Raw genomic sequence first — 18,281 nt, 5'->3', positions numbered from 1 at the left:
CTGCACCGCGTGGATCCACAGGTGCCGGTTGAAGATGTGGCCGGAGTTTTAAGGATTTGATCCAGGCAGGAAAAGTAAAACATGTCGGCCTTTCAGAAGCAGCACCGGACACCATCCGACGGGCACATGCCGTGCAGCCTGTTACAGCATTGCAATCTGAGTATTCCCTGGTAGAACTTGCCGTTGAAAATCGTATATTGTCTGCTTGTGAGGAACTGGGAATTGGTTTTGTGCCCTGGGGACCACTGCACCGCGGTTTTCTGACCGGAAGATTTGAGAAAAACTCTAAATTTGGTTCGAGCAACCGGTTCGGAGCTGTTGCAACATTAAGGATGATGCGTTTCAGTCAAACCTGGCTTTGGTGGATGTGGTTAAAGATTGGGCAAAGTGCAAAAATATAACGCCGGGGCAGTATTCCCTGGCATTCTCATGGGGCAAAAACCCTTTATTGTACCGATTCCGGGAACGACAAATGCACAACACGTGCTTGAAAACATTGGTGCTGTTTCTGTAAAACTAAGCTCTGATGAACTGAAAGAAATCCGATCGTCCAATTCAAAAATCCAGCTGGTGGGAGTGCGAACACTAGAGTTTGCCCTGAAGGATCAGTAATCCAGGATTGAGAATTTAACTTGCTTATGAATTGAACCAAGCCCGATAATCCTTGCCATATACAAAGATAAAAGTCTTTTATAAAACAGTTACTCACATCGATTATGCTTTAACAGGTAAGATTCGCAACTCAGGATGTAATTACTGCAGAGCGTATGATGATACAGTTTCCAAACAAATGATGCCTGTAATCAGGAACAGGAAATAGCTCATCAAAGCTCATTTTACTGTCGATTATTGTAATATTTAACCACTTCAAACCAGATTGTAGATCCTATTCCTACAAGAACGCTAAAAACGAGTTGGTTAAGATCCGGCGTTTCAAGCCGAAAAAAATATGCGGCCTGTGGAATTAAAAATATCAGTGCGGATAACAGGACAGTAATTGAAATGATGAGTAAAACAAGATTATTTTTATATGCCAAGGTTGCAATCAACAAATCATGAAATGACCGGTTAATGAGCGTAAGGGACACATTTGCGGATAACAGGCCAATGAAAACCATGGCTCTGATAAGCGGTTCATCATAGGAATGTATAATGCCGTATTGATAGATAAACAACATTCCTGCCGTAATTGCCAGACCTTGTAGAATACTAATAGATAGCTCGTTGATGCTAAAAAAAGAAGAAGTGAAAGGCCTGGGTTTTTGAAGCAGCAGACTGCTCTGTACCGGTTCGTTTTCATAAATAATAGAGCACGTCGGACCCATAATCAATTCGAAAAATATAATGTGGACAGGCGTGAAAATATTAGGATATTTCCAGCCCAATACCAACGGAATAAAAACGGTGAGAATAATCGGAATGTGGATGGAGAGAATGTACCTGATCGCGTTTTTGAGGTTGGTGTAAATTTTTCTGCCCATTGCAACTGCATCGATCATTAGCGCCAGGTCATCGTCTGCCAAAATAAGTGAAGATGCCTGCTTGGCTATTTCTGTTCCTTTCTTACCCATGGCTACTCCGATATGTGCCGCTTTCAATGCCGGACCATCGTTCACGCCGTCTCCGATCATGGCTACGATTTCGCCATTTGCTTTGAGAGCTTTTATGACGCGGAGTTTCGCTTCGGGGAACATTCTTGCAAAAATCTGGACTTGGCTTACTTTTTCCTGTAAAGTTTTTTGGTCCAGCTTCACAAGATCTTCACCGTTCAAAACTTGATCTGAGCCCTTGAAGCCTACCTGCTTTGCTATGTTTTGAGTAGTTGAAGCGTTATCGCCGGTAATGATTTTAACGTTGATCCCAGCCCGGTAAAACGATTCCAGTACTGATTTGATATTTGATTTAGGAGGATCGTAAAATGCGGCTAGTCCCAGAAAATTAAACGGAAGTTGCTGCTGCTTATCCGGAAAAGTCTCGTTTGAAAACATACTTTCGGCCACGCCCAATACCCGGTAGCCGTCTTTGGTAAAGGCGTCGACGGCTTTTTGAACAAGATTTTTTTCCGACTCAGTTATCGTCGATACTGACATTATAGCTTCCGGAGCTCCTTTGGCTGCAATAATTCTTTCGGTTTTAGACGCAAAAACATGTGTCATCATCGGTGGTTTTCCTTCCAGCGGATACTCATGAATAAGTTCGAATTCTGTACGTTCATCAAGAGTTGAAAATTTGGCATAGGCCTGGTGTAAAGCTTTCTCCATAGGATCAAATGGAACTGGCTCACTGGACCACATGGCGAACGACAAAAGTTTTTTTGCTTCATCCGATATGTTTGTGTCCGGCTCCACAATCTTATCGTTTACGGCAACGTACAAAGAGGCAAGTGACATGTTGTTTTGTGTGATCGTGCCGGTTTTATCTGAACAAATAACCGTCGCACTCCCAAGTGTTTCTATGGTTTGAGTCCGCTTCACGATGATTCCCATTTTCATCAGCCGCCACGCGCCAAGTGCCATGAATGTGGTAAAAGCCACAGGAATCTCTTCGGGCAAAATACTCATTGCCAACGTAAGCGCCTTTAAAAGACTATCTACGAAATTTCCCGAATGATAAAAATTTATACCCAAAACGATAAGAAACACCCCTGCGCCCACAATGGCCATATTCTTAACAAAACTGGAAATCTGAATTTGTAGCGGGCTTTTTTCCAGATCAATGGAGTCAAGACTTTCTCCGATTTCGGCTAGTCTGGTTTTAGAGCCCGTTTGTGTTACTTCGCAAACTGCCCTTCCCGAAGCCACAAGTGTTCCCTGATATATGTTATTGTCTTCGTCGTTTTCACTTTTTGGCAGTGAAAGGGATTCTCCCGTCAGGATGGATTCGTTGACTGAAAAATCGTGCGATTCGAGAATGATTCCGTCCGCTGGGATTTTGTCTCCTTCTTCCAGAACCAGCACGTCGCCGACAACGAGGTCATCAAGCAAAATTTCCACCAGAACGCTATTTCTTATTACCTGGCATTTCGGCTGCGTCAGTGTTTTCAGTTCGGCGAGCGCGTTGCGGCTTTTGTTTTCCTGAAATATGGAAATGGCGGAGATCAGCACAATGGCGCCAAGCATGAAAATGCCTTCACCCTGGGAACCTGTTATAAAATAAATACCCGCTGCGACAACGAGCAAGATAAGCATGGGTTCTTTTATCAAGTCGATAATGGTGCCAAAAATACCATCTCTTTTTTTACCTTCAACCTGATTTTTTCCAAAGCGGTTTCTGGCCTCTGTTACTTGTTGATCTGACAGGCCATTCTGAATCTTTGTTTGATAAGTCTGCATAAGGGATCAGCAATTTTATGTAGCTCCAAGCCGGGCAATTGTGATGATCACGATTATAACAACCAGACTTGTGTATATGGTTTTAGTATTTTTTGCCAGCCAGATCGGAAGGTAAATGTCGAAATTGTCTTTGTCTGAAGTTGAATATTTTTTAGCCAGCAGTGTCAGCGGACAATACCACTTAAAAATTATTAAAGTTAAACCTTCCAGCGATACAAGTCCAAATCCAACCCATAGCCAGATGTCAAACTTTCCAGAAACGACTGCATAAAGCATATAAAAAATAACGACATTAAAGAACAGCCATATCACCGTGTGAATGGTTTTTATTGCTTTAAGTGTTGTTTCCGTATTCATGGTTTGGTGTGAAATAAAATACCTCAAATTTGGTATTTGTTGAAAAGCTAAAATTTACTATTTTTAGTAATACTAAAATTTTCAATCTGTTATGACGTCAGAGCGAAACCGGTTTCAGCACTATCTTGAATCTCTTCCACTTGACCGAAGGAAGCCTGTAACCGAATTGCGGAATGTTTTGCTTCATCATTTGCCGCCCGGATTCAGTGAGGTTATAAACGACAGCAGTTTGGCTTATGTCGTTCCGCATACCGCTTATCCTGACGGGTATCATTGTAATCCTGCGTCGCCATTGCCATTTATAAGCGTAATTTCTCAGAAAAATTTTATCGCTATGTATCATATGGGCTTGTATGCTGATATCAGACTCCTGGATTGGTTTACAAGTGAGTATCCCGTTTATTCCAAAACAAAACTGGATATGGGTAAAAGTTGTATTCGTTTTAAAAAAGTTGACCAGATTCCTTTTAATCTCATTGAAAGACTCGCATCGAAAATGACACCTTATGAGTGGATTAATCTCTATGAAAGTGTGGTAAAAAACAGGTCATAAAAGTAATTTTTTTGTTGTTGAATGTTCGGGTAACCACTTACCAAAAGTATACATGTGACTGGTTCTAAAACTTGACCTACATTTTTCAAATTACTGACTTATATCAGTATCTTCACCTGTATTCTTGTACTTTACCTTCTGGTACAACTGCTCATTTGGAAGATAAGGTTAAATCATTTTAGAATTATTACATCAAATGGTGAAGTAACTTGCAGTCTGTTACAATTTCTGGATTCTGATTTTCAGACTGATAATTGACAGTTAAAAATGCATTTTTTTAATCGCCGCCAGCATGCTTGTTACAGAGTTATCCGATATGTGTTTAAAAGAAATGTTAGCAGACGGAGATACGGGTTTCAGAGTGCTGTTTAATTTTGCAACGATAAGTATTGTGGTTGTGGATTCGGATGGCAAAATAAAATTGGCCAATCCCTGTGCCGAAGTTTTGTTATACATCTGAAGAATTACTGGTTCGCTAATTGAAGTTTTAATGCCCGATGGATTTCGTGTTGAGCACCGACTCCACCGTAATTCTTACTTTGAAAATCCGAGAGAACGGCACATGGGACTTGGATTAGAATTGTCTGCGCGTAAAAGAACGGCGATATTTTCCCTGTAGAAATAAGTCTGGGACATTTTCAACTAGATGGGAAACGTCTCGCAGTGGTATTACTAACAGATGTAACCATTTTAACAAATGCCAAAAGATTAATTTCTGAGCGGCAAGCTTGGCTACGGAATATGGTTGATAATTTGCTGGTTATAGGCTGGTTTGCAATGCCTTAAAAAATATGTACAAGGTAGCCTGACTACCATCTTAAATGATTTTCTCTCACTTGACCGACTCGGTGAAGGAAAAGTTATCAATGAGAAAGAAAGGTTTGATCTTGATTTATTTTTGCAACATGTGATCGAAGATGTGCAGTCACATCGAAAGGCAGGACAAGAAATCGTATGCATTCATGATGGAATTCAAAAAATAACACTGGACAAAAAGAAGCTCGGCTACATTTTTATTATCCTGATATCCAATACGTGTAAGTATTCTCCGGAAAATAGCCGGATCTTTATCCGAAGTTTTGCCACAGACGAGCAATGTCTGTTTGAATTTCCGATCAGGGCATCGGCATTCCGGAAAATGAACAGAAGTTTTTATTTGAAAAGTTTTTCCGGGCGAACAACACGGGTACGGTACAGGGAACCGGATTAGGGTTGGCCATCGTGCGGTGTGACGTAGATTTGATGGGAGGGAAAATAACATTTAAAAGTAGTATTGATAAAGGAACAACTTTTAATGTAGCATTACCTTATTTAGAAAGCGATGAAGACAATACTGGTCATTGAAGATAGTGCTGATATCAGGGAAAATGCTGCTGAAATACTGGAACTGGAAGGTTACAACGTAATTACTGCGCAAAACGGGAAGGAAGGGGTAGAACTGGCGAAGGCTGAACTTCCTTCCGTCATTCTATGTGATATCATGATGCCTGAAATGAACGGATATGAAGTGCTCGTATTACTAAAAGGTAATCCGGAAACTGAATACATTCCGTTTTTATATCTCAGTGCAAGCGCAGAAAAAAAAGAAATTGAACACGCTATAAAAATGGGTGCAGATGGCTATATCTGCAAACCATTTGAATTGCATGAACTGCTTGTTAAAGTCAATGCACTGGCAAACAAAGACTAATTGTGCGATTCCTGAAATTTCCCATGAAAGCCCGGTCGCAGGTTTTGTGAAATCATTATTGCCTTTTAACCCAGCCTGGATATCCTTGCAGCTAATTTACCGAAATCTCTTTTTTCGGCGCAGGCAGGCTTACCTCTTTTTTGGGAAGGGTTAGTTTAAGAATGCCATCCTGATAATGCGCATCAATTTTATCAGTTTGCGAATTCTGCGGCAACTGAAACGAACGGGAAAAGCTTTTATAAGAAAATTCTCTTCTGCGATAATTACCTTTTTCTTCATTTGTTTCCTGTTCTTTATGGGAGCTGATCGTCAGCATGTCGTTTTCTACTTCAATTTTGAAATCCTTTTTCTCCAAACCCGGAGCCGCCAGCTGGATTGAATATTCCTCATTGCTTTCAGTGATGTTTACCGACGGTACTTTGGTTGCGAAACCTAGCCTTTGAAATGTGTCATCCAGATCAAACATCGATGGGATAGTCAGTGCATTGTTGTCGAAAAAGTCATTTAGAAGGAGTCTTGGAAACAAGCTTCCGTTTCTTTTTATAAGTGACATAGCTTTGTTCTTTAGGTGAACGATTAATTTTTAACATTGTAAAAATAGCCAGTTAATGACTCTCCACGAATGATGCCACGCATAAGCCTGAATGATTCTGATCAGATTTAAGCAGACGGAATAGTACTAATGATTTTGGACAACATTTTATGACGGTCGGCATCTTTCAAAAAACGAATGTTGGGTATTCGTGTGGTCTTGACTGGCGTAATGCCACAAAATTGCAACGTCGCGCGCTTGATGGTATTGATATCGCTGTTGCGGTATTGCAGCCAAATCCACCACCAGGGCGAATCCGACGTTACGATTAGCTCGGCTGATCTGCCTTTTAGCAGCTTGTCCCAAAACGGATCATTGTCGTGGTATTTAAAAGCAAACCCTGAACTGAGCGTACGATCAAGAAAGCCCTTAAAAAGGGCTGGAACAGAACCCCACCATATTGGATATACGATCACCCATTTCTGACACCAGCGTATATTTTCCTGTGCAAGCACCAGATCCGGTTCTAGATCTTGCTGAACCTTGTAGCCCTTCCAAAGTATGGGATCGAATTGCATATCTCCCAGTCTTTGAATCCTTACTTCATGCCCCTTTTTGAGCGCTTGTTGTAAATAATTGTCTGCAATTGCTCCGTTAAAACTTTCTTTATCCGGGTGTGCAAGAAGGATGTATATTTTCATTTTCTTAATATTTTACAACAGTTTCCAGCTGCTTATCCTGAATAATCCTGCCGTCCTCCATTTCAATATTCCGGTGCGTTTTTCTTGCAAAATTCACGTCGTGCGTTACAATTAGCATGGTTTGGTTGAACTCTTCGGCAAGTCGCTTGAATGTATCGAACACGATTTCACTATTCTTTTTATCCAGATTTCCAGTCGGTTCGTCGCCCATGATAATCATTGGGTCGTTGATTAACGCCCTCGCAATGGCGACACGCTGCTTTTCCCCGCCCGATATCTGATTGGCATTTTTAAACGCAAGATGGCCGATACCAAGCATTTTTAACTTGTCCATCGCATGATGTTCTATTTGACTTTCAGAAAATTTATTAAGCTTCAAACCCGGAAGCATCACATTTTGCAGCACCGTAAATTCTTTTAACAAATAATGAAACTGGAAAACGAATCCAATTTTTTCATTCCGTATCCTGGCGAGCTGTTCCTCTTTTTTGTTTGTCATGGATTCACCGTCAATAAAAAGTTCTCCTTCGTAATCTGTATCCATTGTTGAAAGAATATAGAGCAAAGTCGATTTGCCGCAACCCGATTTTCCGGTAACTGAAACGAACTCACCTTTTGTGATCGAAAAGCTGATATCTGAAAGGATTTGTACGCGTATCGGATCGTTGAAATCCTTATTAATATGTCGAGCCTCGAGAATGATCTTTCCCATTATTTTCCTCTGATAATAACGACCGGATCTACTTTACTGGCTTTCCTTGAGGGGAACCAGCCGGCCATAAAAGTCGTGACCAATGAAAAAGCAATCCCGATACCGTAGAACCATAAATCATAGTTGACCGGATAAGTGGTGATGGTGGGTAGGGAAGGGGTTACAAAAGGAATCTGATCGATAATCAGTGAAAGTCCGAAACCTACCAGTAAGCCCACAATTCCGCCGAAAAATCCGATAACGAGTGCAATGAGCAGGAATATTTTTTGAACATCCTTTCCTGAGAAACCAGTCGCTTTGAGTATCGCGATGGTGTCCATTTTTTCATAGATCATCATGTTGAGTATATTGTAAATGCCGAATCCTGCGACAATTAGGACTGTGATGCCAACCGCGTAGGAAATTAAAGTACGGATAAAGCTGCCCGTTTCAAATTGCGCATTGGCAGTCTGGATGTCTTCTGCATCTGTATTGAAAATTCTTGCAAAACTTTTGGCCGTAGCCGGGGCGTCACCGATGTTTGTCAGTTTGATCTGTATATCTGTAACATAGCTACCCGTTTTTCCCAACAGTTTCTGCACCAAACTGATTGAAGCGTAACTTTGGACTTTATCATATTCCTGAATTCCGGATTGAAACAGACCAACCACTTTTAACTGGAAAATTTCACCCTTCGTCGTCGTTATCTGGATCACTTCACCGACATCGGCAAGTAAAAGGTCTGCCAGCGTTTTGCCCAAAATGATGCTGTTTGGAATTTTGGCAAGATCCGATCCGCTACCTGCGATAATGTAGTCATCAAAGTGAAAAAGTCTGTTTTCTTGCTCGGGATCAATGCCTTGCACCATTCCGTTCAGATCAATATTTCCATCATTGAAAAAGACCTGTGTTGTAATTCTTGGTGTAACACCAATAACGCTGTTGTTACTCTTAAGGTAGTCAATAATGGCAGTGCTGTTGCGGATTTCCTGCCGACCGTTTACTGCTTTCACCGAGCTGACAAAATGATAGGCATTTTTGAAGGCGTCGTCACGCATAACGGGTTGCTGTGGATTGGGCCTGATGGCATTGTACAGCCGGATATGAGGCACTCTGTTCAGGATAAGTCCGTCAAGCAGTACATTAAGCCCTGTCATAAAGCCCAGCAAAGAGATGAACATGGCAATGCTGAATGTAACTCCCACCGCTGCAACGAGCGTTTGTTTCCATCTTGCGATTAGCAGAGCTTTTGAAATGTCAAATACCAGTTTGGTTTTCATTGGGGTTTTATCAAATTTTCGTTCCCTAGTAGACCGCTTAGAATTTCAACTCGTTTATAGTCCATTAATCCGGTCGATACCTTTTGTTTTTTATCCCTCTCCAAAAGCACATATCCGCCATCCAGCAGGTAATCTCTGGGAATGGTGAGCGCCTTGTCCTTTTGGCTTATAACAATATTTGCTTCACAAGTCAGATTTGGATAAAGGGTTGGAGGTGCTTTCACAAACATGGCCTCGATAGTAAAGGATTTTGAACGCTCGTTCATATACGGTATAATCCTGGTGACTTTCGCTTCAAATATTTTTCCTCGGTAACTATCCATATTAACCACCATTTTTTGTCCGGTTTTGACCTTGGCGATATCGAACTCATCTATTTGCAGTTCTATCAGAAATCTGTCAGCATCGCCTATGATGGCAACTGCTGTCTGTGGCGTCACCATTTCTCCCGCTTTTTTCAGAATGTCATAGACTTGCCCGTCTCTCTCACTTTTGATAATATAGTCATTGGCAGAGGTCTGAACGATCTGGAGATTCTTTCGGGACTGCTGTTCCTGAAAGCGTAATTGCTTCAGCGTCTCCGCGTACCGAAGCTTTGCAGATTCATATGCGTTTAATGAATTGCTGTATCCGAGCTCACGTTGTTCGTAATCAAATCGCGTTCCTATTTTTTGAGTCCATAGATTCTTTTGTCTTTCCAGAAGCGACGCGTCGTTTTCCATTTTTAATCTGGCTAATGAAATGTTGTTTTCCAGCTCATGTAGGCGTTCTTTATTCGAGGAAACGGACGAATATGCGGCAAGCAACCCTGCATTTTCGGCGTTCATGATGGCGATCCGTCGGACAAGCTGAATAACAGGAGTTCCCTTTTTTACCAAATCTCCCTCGGAGACCAGAATTTTTTCCACGAGTCCGTTAACGGTCGAATAAACCTGGTATTGGTTCTTGCCTTTTATGACGCCGGACGCGTACACGGACTCGGTGATGGTTCCTGTTAACGGGCGGGTTTTTTCCTCAGATTTGCGACACGAAACGCAAAGACAGGTAAGAATTGTATATGCAATGAATCTGCTCAACATCAGAACATCTCGAATTTATTGTACTCAATAATTGTAATTTGAAACTTGGCATAAGGGAAATAACCGTCCTTCAACTGCCATCCTGCTTCAATGTAGGTCGGGACCAGGATCCCGTCCCTAAGCTGATAGCTAGACAGTTTGTTAACCCACTTTTCCTTATTCTTATCGGCCATATAACGCTGCGTTTCCATTCGTTCTATTTCGTTTTTGCTGTTGAAAAGAATATTGTAAGAAAGCGAAATGCCTTTGTAATAGTAAATTAGCTGTGCAGATTCGTCATCTATCGGGAACCAAACAAGATTATCGCCGGGAAGCAAATTGGTCGGATAACATACACTTTCACCCAGCCAGCGAAGCAGTTCTCCTTCATCATATTTTGGGCCTTCACCTTTTTGCAACCTATAAAAACTGAAAAGATCCACAACAAGTTTTCCCTTACCTTTCAGATACATATCCCTGGCTGAAAACATATAGGTTTTTCCCTTCCAGACGAATCCTGGTTTTTGGGTTGTTACATATTGTTCTCCTTCAATATCGATCCAGTCCTTTTTTATATCTGTTTTAAACTGTCCTTTTTGGAGCATCCTAACCGATTGAATCGCTGGCCGCCCTTCCGGCAAAACATGTTTAAAGTATTTTTGTACAGGTACCGGTAACCCATCCAGCTGCTGGTAGGAAAATGGCTTTTCAGATACTTTTTCACGGTTTAGGTACAGTCGGCGAACATCGTCTTTAAATTGAGCGGAAAGAAAAAATTCTCCGGCCAAAGGAGCGGTTACTGCTATAATAATGATCAACAGCAAAATGGAAGCGATGATCGAAGAGTGTTGCTGTGACTTTGCAAGGAGTTCGTTTTTTGGTGCCAGTGGCTCATGGATGGTTTTCATAATCTTTCAGGTGTCGTAAGGGGTTACAGCCTCGAACTGAAATATGCCGACGAATCAACATAGCTTAATTACTTCCGGGTTTATTTCTTTGTAAATTTAGTGGCTTGGTTTTCAGTAATATATGATTGTTGTAATCAAAAGAATATGAGAAATATCATGATGTTACCACAAGCGTCTCTTCCTCGAGGTTAACACGAACCGTAAGCTCTTTTTTAATTAAAAGTTACGCGAAAAGTACTCCCCAGGTCTACTTCACTTTCAACGACAATGCCCCCACCCAAGGAGTCTATTTGATATTTAGTGATGTACAGTCCAATACCATGTGCATCAGCGTTTCCATGAAATGTCTGATTCATACCAAAAAGTGACTTTCCATGTTTATTTAAATCAATCCCTAAGCCATTGTCCCGGATGTCAAGCACAATACTTGTGTTGGTTTTCCAGGCCTGAATCGTAATGTCCGGCCGTCGTTGGGGATGTCGATATTTTAAAGCGTTTGTAATCAGGTTAAGCAAAATGCTTTCCAGGTACGCCGGATTCGTCATGAGATTTAGCCTGGATTCTACTTTAATCTGAATAACCGCGTTGCAACTGTCAATTTGAAGTTTAAGTATGGTAATTGTTTCGTTAACGTACTGGAGCAAATTACAACTTACATGAGGCCTTTCCTGTTGATTTTGATAATTCACAATTTCCGTAAGATGATCTACTGTAGCGGAAAAACTTTTCGACAGATCGCGCAGATAATTGAGGATAACTGCTTTCTCGTCCTCGGTATCAACTATATCCAGCAGCTGAAGTAGTGAACCGAGGTTTCCGGAATAAGACCGGAGATTGTGCGAAACGATATTAGCAAAATTTTTGAGCTGTTTGTTTTGCTCGGTAACTACCTCATTTGATTTGATTAGCTCTTTTTCAAGAAGTTTCATTTCGTGCACATCGGCTACATGCACAAAGAAGCCAATGACTTTTCCGTCTTCAATGTCGGGGAAATAGCTGGCCAGCGAATACCTGGGTTCACCTGTGGGTAAGGGAATTTCCCGCTCAAAAATTTGTGCATCGCCACGTAATGCACCCTCGATGTATGGAAGGTTTTTTTCGTATAATGGCCCTAATAGCTCACTCAGAGTGATTTTGTCGACCATGTCTTCACTTCTTTTCCCAAACCATTTCAGATAGGAAGCGTTTGCGAACCGGCAAATCAGGTCTTTATCCCAATAGGCGATCATAGCTGTAATATGATCTGTCACCAAAGTGGCAAGGAATTCTATTCTTTTGCTGTTTGGGTAAGGGGACATACATTTTTTTTTGGTAAATGTTGTGAATTTTGCAAGAGTCTTTTAGCATACCTACCATTAAAAAGCTTGTCATGATTATTTGGAGGGGTTGTGAAATGTTATTATAAGCTCTGCCAAGTTAGAAAGTTTTAGAATTTCTAAATCTGATTAAAGTCCTCTAAAAAACTGATCCCGCTCATCCAATATCAGCGTATTCTGCAATTAATCTCAAATAACTTTTGACTTTTCCCAAATAAAATTCGCGATCGGTTTCATTATCCGCCTGTTCGCAATTGATTGCGTGAACTTTCGCCCTGATATTGGCGCGAAGACATTTGTAATAATTGAAAAGCTCATAGTCTTCCGGTCCAGTAAAACAGTCAAATGCTTTTTTGTATGTTGTGATAAATGTTTGTTCAAGATCTCTCCGGTTTATATACTTCCAAATCCATACACAAAAATGCGATCCCACTGATGACGTCAGTTTGCCGGTTCGAATCGTTAAATTCGATACAATCAAAAACAATCGGCTGCTTATATGCGAAGATATTTCCGGCATTGGATCGCCATGTACATCTCTTTTGATACCAAGGCAGACTCTGTCGTCTATTCTGGTTTTAAGGTTTAATATGCTTTCTCCGCTCCATGCAATACTTTTTTCAATGACACGCACATATCTTTCTCCTAAATTATCCCGGACAAATTTTCTGACGCTAGTACGTCCTTAAAAGTTGAGATGGCCTCATTACAATCAACGGAGATTTGACTAACCCTGGCGCTTAGATGAAAACGCGCGACATTGTTGTCCAGCGCAGAAACAGTAGATGCAGGTAAACGGTTTTTTAGGAAAAGCTTGTCCATCCTTTGGGCGGGAAACCAGCCGTTTCATCTTCGCGGCTTAGTCAACTATTTTTTTCTTCACCTTCTCCAAATGTCCAGCGATTATCTACACAACGGATGGGCATGACAGATAAATAAATGGACGAGAATCGTTTGTTCAGGAGCAATTCTTTTTCCCGGAATTTTTTTTGGGGAGCGTATAAAAATCCGGGAAGGACAAAAAGGGATCACTCACTGACTGTTTGGAAGCATCGCTGAGGATGTGGTGAGTCCTGCAAAAGCACAGACTTATGCGATCTGACATGAGAATTAATCTGGTCTCTTTGAATTGCGTCATTGATTATGCAGTAGTACAAGCGATATTGATTGCCAGATACGGACAAGGAAAAGTAAGGTAGTTTACCACATTCCTCACGCCAAAAATATTTGTTATATCTTCGTATACGAGGTTCCGTTCTTTTTCTGAACCAACGGTACCCTCCAGATATACAGTACGACCAAGAACCCGTACGCTGATTTTTTCAATGTTAAGCAGGCAGTCACCTTGCAGTACCTGATACACTTTTTTTCTTAGTTCAGAATCGGTCTTCGTAGCGTCGCTCAAAGACTTAGCGCTATCCGTATCGCTTTCCTGATATACTTCAACATTTTCCATATTTGCTAGTCCATTTGCGGTTGATGGTTGGGTTTGATTAGGAACGCTAGGTCGATGAAATCTTACGGAACTTTTACTCAGCTACTTCAAATTTATTGTATTCACTTCTGCTGCTAAATGATTATCCACCTATTTAGATATGATATTAGTCAAGGTAAGACCATTTGGGATCGATTGCTTTTCTCAATTTTTCGTTGTTTGACTACCTGAGTTTTTAGGTTTTTTGCTAAGATTTTGAAAACTAGTATCCTATCAATCACTTTTTAAGCAGATGGATGGGGCGTTTTCCTATGAAACTTACTATGGCGGTTATGACAATTGCTCACGTTAAGTCTGGCTAATGTACCAAGCCAGGTTAGCATTTCGACTGATCAGACATTTTACGAATATCAAAACTGACAACAGCGGAGGCGGAGAAACTACACTTCTGACAAGACGTTTAAGTCTCTGAAAAAAGGACACTGGGTTAAATCGCTAAACCAGCTTATCAATCTTTGCAAAAGCTTCAACCTCCTTTATCAAATCTGAAATATTTTCTTGTTTGACTTCGTCAATACCGTTTAGAAGCACGTTTTTTCTCAGAGTGTTTTTTTCGAATCTACCTGCAAACTTCACCAGTAAATTGTCGCTCCAGTTTAATGTTTTCAAATCCAACCGGCCAGGCAAAAAGTAAATGGAACAGTTAGCTAAAATCGCTTTCGGAATATTTTTACTGATAATTCTGTCTTGTGTTACTTTGTCTGTTGACGCAGTAGCACCTACGACAAACAAAAACAGCTTTCGGTCTTTGAAAAGATCACCATTTTTTTTGAGCCAGTCTGCAAGAACAAACTTTCCCATGTACACCGAACTGCCAACGACCAGGTAATCATATTCCTGTAAAAGAAGGCTTGATAACGCGGGTGCTTCAACGACCGGCGCATCAAGTTTTTCTCCAATCCAATTGGCATACTGGGCAGTAGCCCCATATTTTCCTTTAAACAGAACAATCCCTCGCATGGTCATTCTATTTATGGGCTATGAAAAGCGGAGATTTTAATTCATGCATCAGCAGGTCAGCCATACTGCTGCGAAACCACCTGGAAACAATATTTCTGCGATAAGCACCCAATACGATAAGGGCATCCTGATGTTTGTTCTTAAGATGTTCGACAATTTCCAATTCGGGCGCTCCGTGTAATACGGTGTAAGTTGCTTTGGGATAATGTCGTTTCATAAACTCTTTCATTAACCTGTTATCAGGAAGGTGCAGGTTCTCTTCGGAAGATTTGACGGACAAAACTTCCACGGGTTTGTGAAGGTACTGAAATACACTACTAAACATTTTGATCGCAAAAACAGACGAAGGTTCCCCATCATACAGCATTATAACCCTTTCAAATTCTTCAAAATGCCTTGGAACAACCATGATCGGACATTCAACGTTTATCAAAAGCTCCCTCATAAAATCTGAGGGAACTTCCTCTTCATTGTTCGACATCGTTTCCGTCTTATCAATTACCAGCAGGTCTGCATAGATGCTTTCATGCAACAAATGTTTACGCGCGAAATTCTCTTCTCTATGAACGCTGTATTCAATCTTGGCTAGCCGGCATATTTCCTGAAAATCAGTAACTGCCTGGGCTCTTGCTTTCTTATCTTCTGCTTCACTTTTACTAATCATATCGTCGTATAGGCCCTGATCAGGAATCAGGCTATACATGGAAAAGCTGTGATATGTAAAGTCTTCAAGAAAAACGCCGACCAGATGACCGTTGGCTTTCCTCGTAACCAGTGCTGCATATTCAGCCGCACTTCTTGAAAATTTTAATCCGTCAATCGCAACAATGATCTTTTTCATAATATAGGAAGTTAGTAATGCGCTATAAAAACTGGGATAGAAAGCGATTTAATCAGCCTGTCGGCAGCACTTGGAAAGAAATTTCTGGATATTTTAGAACGACTGTATGCACCGATTACGACAAGTGCATTCTTTCGCTGAAACAAAAATTTGAAAAGTTCCTGATTAGGATTTCCGTTCAATTGGTGGAAGCTCACATTGGTATAATGCATACAGAGATATTGTTTCAAATTATGCTCATCACCTGACCCATCTTGCTTGTTGACCTGCACAACACTTATTTTTTCTTCGTCAAGCTCTGGAAATATGTTTGCAAATTGTCTGATGGCGAAGGCCTCAGCCGCGCCACCGTCATAGGTGAAAACGATTTCATCGATGCCTTCGAACTTCACAGGAGCAACCAGTACCGGGCATTCCGAGTTAGCTAATACATCGGTTGTGAAATTTGAGTAGTCATCATCCGATGCATCATCAAAATTGATGGCCGGATTAATGATCAAAAGGTCACCAAAGCGACTTTCAGAGATTATTTCGTGCATGGGAGTTGCTTTATCGAGGTGAACCGAGTGCTGAACTCCGCATCTGGTGCATATCTCGTTAAAGATCCGGACGTTTTCGTCAAAAACAGTCAGTTTCTCGTGGTAGTCAGGGAGGTCGCTGGCAACGATAGCCTCCACATATGGTATTCCCACAACCGTTTTTAAAGTTGGTGTTTCACTGAAAAGTTGGTTTTCAAGAAACACCCCCGTTAGTCTCGATCCACTCATTTTAGCGAGGTAGCAGCCGAAGTCAATGTCTGAAATAATTAACTTTTCGGCGTTGATAGCAAGCAGAATATTTTTCATATGACCTTGGAAATCTGGTTAATATGTAAGTATAAGGTGGAGAACTTTCCAGGCGGGGTTTCCTCTGGAATGGTCAAAGGCGTTGGGTCGTTTTCGGGCGTTATTTCAGGAAATCGGGGATTTTCGGGTACCGCTGGAATAGGAACAAATTCCGGTGGTTCGGGTATGGGTGGCACTTCGGGGATAATCAGAGATGTAGTCATGATTTTGTTTGATTAATCGATCGTAAAGCATTTAATCATAAGTAATTATGGAACTAAAATTAGAAGCATGTTGCGCCGTTCCATATGATGACAGTCACATTTTAAGCTAATTGTAAACATGTGTCTGGAAATCCATGCGGTCTCGCCGCGTTGTTTTTACTGTTTCGATAAAAGTCATAACTGAGCATGAGATTCGTCAGAGCTGCATCCGGATTGTTTTCCTTTTTTTACATCAAAAAAACCGAAGAATTCATCATTTAACTTGGAACGATGCAAAGTTTGGTACCATCGCCAATGTGATTATTGTAACTGTCGCAATTATCACAGCAGCCGGCAAGGAAATGAAATACATTTTCGGAGACCGAGAAAGTTTTGAAAATCAGAATTGGTTCGGGCAAGTCTTTATTTAAATCAAACAAACACAAATCACAAAACGTAAAATGGAAACAAAAACAAAATCCGAAATTCTGCTTGAACTATGGAAGGAAGCACGAACCCGCTTTTCCAATCAGCTATCGATCCTCACTCCTCAGGATCTGTCCAAAAAGTTGCCACTTACCCAAAACAGTGTCGGCTTTCTGATACAGCATGTGGGTGATGTGGAGCTTCTGTTTGCTAAAAACGTGTTTGGGAGTGATGTAAAAGTTAGCGCTAAAACATTTATCGCCCAGCGTGATACGGGTGAATGGACGAATTTGGACGAATTAATAAAATACGTCTCTTATTCGGCGACAACGCTTGAAGCCATTATCAGTAAGCAAAGTGCCGAGGATTGGGAAACAGAAGTGATTACCAAAGAATTTGGAAAGAAAACCAAGGCGGAATCTCTTGGCAGGATCATTTCCCACACCGCGCATCATGGAGGCCAACTGGCCATTATACTTAAGTATGCACATCAGGAGCATTACGCAGGGATTGCTATTTAATTACCTTCGTTTGACAACAATTTAAACTCAGTATCAAAGTTCGCAGGGGTGACAACAAGCTTATTTGGTACTGCGTTTATAGCTGTACGTTCTGTTGAATTTTTCACAGATGGTAAACTCCACGGTTACGGAAATCCGCGAACGTAAGAATTATTGAAATGTGGGTTACTACTGCATTAATTCAATTCCAGTGAATTTTATTTTGCCTTGTTTTAGCAGTAAGTATACCAATATTAAAAGGGTCATTTATGATCTCAATCAGTTTTTACAGCTATTTGTGTCAGTTGTTCTGGTTGTCTATTTCGGAGATATGGGGGCAGGCATTTCGGAGCATATAGGGCCAAGCGTTTCGGGAATCATTGGGCCACTTTCCAAGTGCAATAATAGTAGTTTAAATTTAAGTACTCAACTGTTTTTTCTTTCTTAGGGAATCTCCTTCGAGCTCAATGCGGTGGGAAGAAAAAACAATTCGATCTAAAATCGCGTCGGCAATGGTATTTTCTCCAATCAGACCATGCCATTTTGAGACTGGTATCTGGGTTGCAATGATTGTTGACGATTTATCATACCGTTCTTCAATCACGTCGAGCAGT

24 protein-coding genes are annotated in these 18,281 nt (G+C 41.1%); 8 read left to right on the top strand and 16 right to left on the bottom strand.

What is annotated here, in order from left to right:
* Window positions 1–56 precede the first annotated feature (56 nt).
* A complete protein-coding gene (locus E0F88_RS34165) occupies window positions 57–401 on the top strand; it encodes an aldo/keto reductase (RefSeq protein ID WP_229213625.1) in 345 nt (114 codons plus the stop codon).
* Window positions 388–612, top strand: a complete 225-nt coding sequence (locus tag E0F88_RS00110) for a hypothetical protein (protein WP_131955490.1) — start codon at window positions 388–390, stop codon at window positions 610–612. Before E0F88_RS34165 ends, E0F88_RS00110 begins: the two co-directional genes overlap by 14 nt.
* A gap of 224 nt (window positions 613–836) precedes the next feature.
* Here the strand turns inward: E0F88_RS00110 and E0F88_RS00105 are convergent, their stop codons facing one another.
* Both E0F88_RS00105 and E0F88_RS00100 read right to left on the bottom strand, forming a co-directional pair.
* Window positions 837–3,332: a cation-translocating P-type ATPase gene (locus tag E0F88_RS00105; RefSeq protein ID WP_131955488.1), complete on the bottom strand. Its 2,496-nt coding sequence runs from the start codon at window positions 3,330–3,332 to the stop codon at window positions 837–839.
* A 15-nt stretch (window positions 3,333–3,347) separates the two neighbouring features.
* Complete coding sequence (locus E0F88_RS00100) at window positions 3,348–3,689, bottom strand: hypothetical protein (RefSeq protein WP_131955486.1); 342 nt, start codon at window positions 3,687–3,689, stop codon at window positions 3,348–3,350.
* Between the two features lie 91 nt (window positions 3,690–3,780).
* On the opposite strand from E0F88_RS00100, the gene E0F88_RS00095 reads away from it, so the two are divergent.
* From E0F88_RS00095 to E0F88_RS00080, 5 genes are all read left to right on the top strand, one after another.
* A complete protein-coding gene (locus tag E0F88_RS00095) occupies window positions 3,781–4,242 on the top strand; it encodes a DUF1801 domain-containing protein (RefSeq protein ID WP_131955484.1) in 462 nt (153 codons plus the stop codon).
* Between the two features lie 292 nt (window positions 4,243–4,534).
* The gene (locus E0F88_RS33530) at window positions 4,535–4,702 is read left to right on the top strand and encodes a hypothetical protein (RefSeq protein WP_165939963.1); all 168 of its coding nucleotides are present in this window, start codon (window positions 4,535–4,537) and stop codon (window positions 4,700–4,702) included.
* Between the two features lie 312 nt (window positions 4,703–5,014).
* The gene (locus E0F88_RS00090; RefSeq protein WP_131955482.1) at window positions 5,015–5,452 is read left to right on the top strand and encodes a sensor histidine kinase; all 438 of its coding nucleotides are present in this window, start codon (window positions 5,015–5,017) and stop codon (window positions 5,450–5,452) included.
* On the top strand, window positions 5,350–5,586 hold the full coding sequence (locus E0F88_RS34690) for a sensor histidine kinase (RefSeq protein WP_131956769.1): 237 nt from the start codon (window positions 5,350–5,352) through the stop codon (window positions 5,584–5,586). The genes E0F88_RS00090 and E0F88_RS34690 overlap by 103 nt, the downstream gene beginning before the upstream one ends.
* Window positions 5,564–5,932, top strand: coding sequence for a response regulator (locus E0F88_RS00080; protein WP_131955480.1), 369 nt, complete (start codon window positions 5,564–5,566; stop codon window positions 5,930–5,932). Before E0F88_RS34690 ends, E0F88_RS00080 begins: the two co-directional genes overlap by 23 nt.
* Window positions 5,933–6,023: 91 nt before the next feature.
* Here E0F88_RS00080 and E0F88_RS00075 read toward each other — a convergent pair whose 3' ends face one another.
* From E0F88_RS00075 to E0F88_RS00015, 13 genes are all read right to left on the bottom strand, one after another.
* On the bottom strand, window positions 6,024–6,485 hold the full coding sequence (locus E0F88_RS00075) for an Hsp20/alpha crystallin family protein (RefSeq protein ID WP_131955478.1): 462 nt from the start codon (window positions 6,483–6,485) through the stop codon (window positions 6,024–6,026).
* A 107-nt stretch (window positions 6,486–6,592) separates the two neighbouring features.
* The gene (locus E0F88_RS00070; protein WP_131955476.1) at window positions 6,593–7,165 is read right to left on the bottom strand and encodes an NAD(P)H-dependent oxidoreductase; all 573 of its coding nucleotides are present in this window, start codon (window positions 7,163–7,165) and stop codon (window positions 6,593–6,595) included.
* Window positions 7,166–7,169: 4 nt separating this feature from the next.
* Window positions 7,170–7,877, bottom strand: coding sequence for an ABC transporter ATP-binding protein (locus E0F88_RS00065; protein ID WP_131955474.1), 708 nt, complete (start codon window positions 7,875–7,877; stop codon window positions 7,170–7,172).
* Window positions 7,877–9,136, bottom strand: a complete 1,260-nt coding sequence (locus E0F88_RS00060; RefSeq protein ID WP_131955472.1) for an ABC transporter permease — start codon at window positions 9,134–9,136, stop codon at window positions 7,877–7,879. The genes E0F88_RS00065 and E0F88_RS00060 overlap by 1 nt, the downstream gene beginning before the upstream one ends.
* A complete protein-coding gene (locus E0F88_RS00055; protein WP_131955466.1) occupies window positions 9,133–10,215 on the bottom strand; it encodes an efflux RND transporter periplasmic adaptor subunit in 1,083 nt (360 codons plus the stop codon). The genes E0F88_RS00060 and E0F88_RS00055 overlap by 4 nt, the downstream gene beginning before the upstream one ends.
* Window positions 10,215–11,102: a DUF6920 family protein gene (locus tag E0F88_RS00050; RefSeq protein WP_131955464.1), complete on the bottom strand. Its 888-nt coding sequence runs from the start codon at window positions 11,100–11,102 to the stop codon at window positions 10,215–10,217. The genes E0F88_RS00055 and E0F88_RS00050 overlap by 1 nt, the downstream gene beginning before the upstream one ends.
* A 212-nt stretch (window positions 11,103–11,314) precedes the next feature.
* The gene (locus tag E0F88_RS00045; protein ID WP_131955462.1) at window positions 11,315–12,400 is read right to left on the bottom strand and encodes a sensor histidine kinase; all 1,086 of its coding nucleotides are present in this window, start codon (window positions 12,398–12,400) and stop codon (window positions 11,315–11,317) included.
* A gap of 175 nt (window positions 12,401–12,575) precedes the next feature.
* Entirely contained in the window at window positions 12,576–13,052 is a 477-nt protein-coding gene (locus E0F88_RS00040; protein ID WP_131955460.1) for a hypothetical protein, read from the bottom strand.
* 507 nt (window positions 13,053–13,559) lie between these two features.
* Window positions 13,560–13,874 carry a BON domain-containing protein gene (locus E0F88_RS00035; RefSeq protein WP_131955458.1) on the bottom strand — a complete coding sequence of 105 codons (315 nt, stop codon included), beginning with the start codon at window positions 13,872–13,874 and terminating at the stop codon, window positions 13,560–13,562.
* A 474-nt stretch (window positions 13,875–14,348) separates the two neighbouring features.
* A complete protein-coding gene (locus E0F88_RS00030) occupies window positions 14,349–14,873 on the bottom strand; it encodes a flavodoxin domain-containing protein (protein WP_165939962.1) in 525 nt (174 codons plus the stop codon).
* Window positions 14,874–14,880: 7 nt separating this feature from the next.
* Entirely contained in the window at window positions 14,881–15,714 is an 834-nt protein-coding gene (locus tag E0F88_RS00025) for a putative universal stress family protein (protein ID WP_131955454.1), read from the bottom strand.
* Window positions 15,715–15,725: 11 nt separating this feature from the next.
* On the bottom strand, window positions 15,726–16,559 hold the full coding sequence (locus E0F88_RS00020; RefSeq protein WP_131955452.1) for a universal stress protein: 834 nt from the start codon (window positions 16,557–16,559) through the stop codon (window positions 15,726–15,728).
* Complete coding sequence (locus E0F88_RS00015) at window positions 16,556–16,762, bottom strand: hypothetical protein (RefSeq protein WP_131955450.1); 207 nt, start codon at window positions 16,760–16,762, stop codon at window positions 16,556–16,558. Before E0F88_RS00015 ends, E0F88_RS00020 begins: the two co-directional genes overlap by 4 nt.
* Window positions 16,763–17,202: 440 nt before the next feature.
* Between E0F88_RS00015 and E0F88_RS00010 the strand changes: the two genes are divergently transcribed.
* A complete protein-coding gene (locus E0F88_RS00010) occupies window positions 17,203–17,688 on the top strand; it encodes a DinB family protein (RefSeq protein WP_131955448.1) in 486 nt (161 codons plus the stop codon).
* A 397-nt stretch (window positions 17,689–18,085) separates the two neighbouring features.
* On the opposite strand, the gene E0F88_RS00005 is transcribed toward E0F88_RS00010, so the two are convergent.
* The coding region (locus E0F88_RS00005) for an ATP-binding protein (protein ID WP_165939961.1) at window positions 18,086–18,281 on the bottom strand (196 nt) is incomplete at its 5' end.

It is taken from the genome of Dyadobacter psychrotolerans, from assembly GCF_004349265.1.
In the GTDB taxonomy this organism is placed as follows: domain Bacteria; phylum Bacteroidota; class Bacteroidia; order Cytophagales; family Spirosomataceae; genus Dyadobacter; species Dyadobacter psychrotolerans.
Note: the sequence above shows the minus strand (reverse complement) of the source record. Positions and strands in the feature narration are given on the sequence as shown.

Bases quoted from the DNA above. Each gene is read 5' to 3' on its own strand.
- E0F88_RS00045 (WP_131955462.1), bottom strand. From the start codon at position 12,400: ATGTCCCCTTACCCAAACAGCAAAAGAATAGAATTCCTTGCCACTTTG.
- E0F88_RS00105 (WP_131955488.1), bottom strand. From the start codon at position 3,332: ATGCAGACTTATCAAACAAAGATTCAGAATGGCCTGTCAGATCAACAA.
- E0F88_RS00030 (WP_165939962.1), bottom strand. From the start codon at position 14,873: ATGCGAGGGATTGTTCTGTTTAAAGGAAAATATGGGGCTACTGCCCAG.
- E0F88_RS00010 (WP_131955448.1), top strand. From the start codon at position 17,203: ATGGAAACAAAAACAAAATCCGAAATTCTGCTTGAACTATGGAAGGAA.
- E0F88_RS00075 (WP_131955478.1), bottom strand. From the start codon at position 6,485: ATGTCACTTATAAAAAGAAACGGAAGCTTGTTTCCAAGACTCCTTCTA.
- E0F88_RS00060 (WP_131955472.1), bottom strand. From the start codon at position 9,136: ATGAAAACCAAACTGGTATTTGACATTTCAAAAGCTCTGCTAATCGCA.
- E0F88_RS00050 (WP_131955464.1), bottom strand. From the start codon at position 11,102: ATGAAAACCATCCATGAGCCACTGGCACCAAAAAACGAACTCCTTGCA.
- E0F88_RS00025 (WP_131955454.1), bottom strand. From the start codon at position 15,714: ATGAAAAAGATCATTGTTGCGATTGACGGATTAAAATTTTCAAGAAGT.
- E0F88_RS00065 (WP_131955474.1), bottom strand. From the start codon at position 7,877: ATGGGAAAGATCATTCTCGAGGCTCGACATATTAATAAGGATTTCAAC.
- E0F88_RS00070 (WP_131955476.1), bottom strand. From the start codon at position 7,165: ATGAAAATATACATCCTTCTTGCACACCCGGATAAAGAAAGTTTTAAC.
- E0F88_RS00095 (WP_131955484.1), top strand. From the start codon at position 3,781: ATGACGTCAGAGCGAAACCGGTTTCAGCACTATCTTGAATCTCTTCCA.
- E0F88_RS33530 (WP_165939963.1), top strand. From the start codon at position 4,535: ATGCTTGTTACAGAGTTATCCGATATGTGTTTAAAAGAAATGTTAGCA.
- E0F88_RS00035 (WP_131955458.1), bottom strand. From the start codon at position 13,874: ATGGAAAATGTTGAAGTATATCAGGAAAGCGATACGGATAGCGCTAAG.
- E0F88_RS00015 (WP_131955450.1), bottom strand. From the start codon at position 16,762: ATGACTACATCTCTGATTATCCCCGAAGTGCCACCCATACCCGAACCA.
- E0F88_RS00055 (WP_131955466.1), bottom strand. From the start codon at position 10,215: ATGTTGAGCAGATTCATTGCATATACAATTCTTACCTGTCTTTGCGTT.
- E0F88_RS00100 (WP_131955486.1), bottom strand. From the start codon at position 3,689: ATGAATACGGAAACAACACTTAAAGCAATAAAAACCATTCACACGGTG.
- E0F88_RS00020 (WP_131955452.1), bottom strand. From the start codon at position 16,559: ATGAAAAATATTCTGCTTGCTATCAACGCCGAAAAGTTAATTATTTCA.
- E0F88_RS00080 (WP_131955480.1), top strand. From the start codon at position 5,564: ATGAAGACAATACTGGTCATTGAAGATAGTGCTGATATCAGGGAAAAT.